The sequence below is a fragment of the Streptomyces klenkii genome (assembly GCF_003626645.1).
Lineage (GTDB): Bacteria > Actinomycetota > Actinomycetes > Streptomycetales > Streptomycetaceae > Streptomyces > Streptomyces klenkii.
The window spans coordinates 1-1,000 of sequence record NZ_RBAM01000247.1 but is presented as its reverse complement, the minus strand read 5'-3'; the positions used below and the strand labels follow the sequence as shown (position 1 = coordinate 1,000).

2 protein-coding genes are annotated in these 1,000 nt (G+C 64.3%); both read left to right on the top strand.

The features are described from left to right. Positions 1-185 precede the first annotated feature (185 nt). Complete coding sequence (locus D7231_RS36095; protein WP_120760620.1) at positions 186-644, top strand: SCP2 sterol-binding domain-containing protein; 459 nt, start codon at positions 186-188, stop codon at positions 642-644. An 8-nt stretch (positions 645-652) separates the two neighbouring features. Continuing rightward, a partial coding sequence (locus tag D7231_RS36090) for an acyl-CoA dehydrogenase family protein (RefSeq protein WP_147449947.1) occupies positions 653-1,000 on the top strand: 348 nt, incomplete at its 3' end.

The window sequence follows — 1,000 nt, the reverse complement described above, 5'->3', positions numbered from 1 at the left end:
CCCCGCTTGGAGAAGACCTGGAGCGCGGCGTCGATGATCTCCTGTTCGCGCACGTCGCGGGGCAGTCGGCGCCTTCGTTTGTCGCTCACTCTTGTCAGCCTACCTATGCCATGTCTAATCTTACTCTTCAGTAAGTCTACTTCCGAGTAAGTCATGCGACCGAGTCAGAGATGAGGACGGACCCGATGGCCGACACCACTGACCTCGCCAGCCTGGACTTCGCGAACGTCACCCCCGCGGAGTTCAACCGGCTGGTCAAGAAGTTCTCCAAGAAGGAGATCCAGGAGCTGTCCAACGACGCGGCTCTGCGCTCCCGGGTCCTGAAGGAGGTCTTCGGGCGGATGGAGACGCAGTTCCGCCCCGAGAGCGCCGGCTCCCTGCGCGCGCTCATCCGCTGGGAGGTCAAGGGCGAGACCGACGAGGTCTACGAGACCAAGATCGACTCCGGCACCTGTACGGTCAGCCACGGCCGTTCGGACGGCGACCCCCGCGTCACCCTCATCATGAACGACTACGAGTTCCTGAAGCTGGTCTCCGGCAACGGGAACCCCGTCACCATGTTCATGACCCGCAAGCTGAAGATCAACGGCGACATCGGCCTTGCCTCCGGCCTGACCCGCCTGTTCGACATCCCGAAGGGCTGAGTTCACCAATGAGCGGCTTCTCCCTCGACCTCACCGAAGAGCAGAGCGACCTCCGGGACTGGGTGCACGGCTTCGCCGAAGAGGTCGTCCGCCCGGCCGCCGCCGAGTGGGACGAACGTGAGGAAACCCCCTGGCCGATCATCCAGGAGGCTTCCAAGATCGGTCTCTACAGCTTCGAGACGCTCGCCGAGCTGTTCGGCGACCCCACCGGCATCTCGCTCCAGATCGCCAACGAAGAGCTGTTCTGGGGCGACGCCGGCATCGGCATGGCCCTGTTCGGCACCTCCCTCGCCGTGGCCGGCATCTTCGCCTCCGGCACCCCGGACCAGCTGGTGGAGTGGATCCCCCAGTGCTTC

Bases quoted from the DNA above. Each gene is read 5' to 3' on its own strand.
- D7231_RS36095 (WP_120760620.1), top strand. From the start codon at position 186: ATGGCCGACACCACTGACCTCGCCAGCCTGGACTTCGCGAACGTCACC.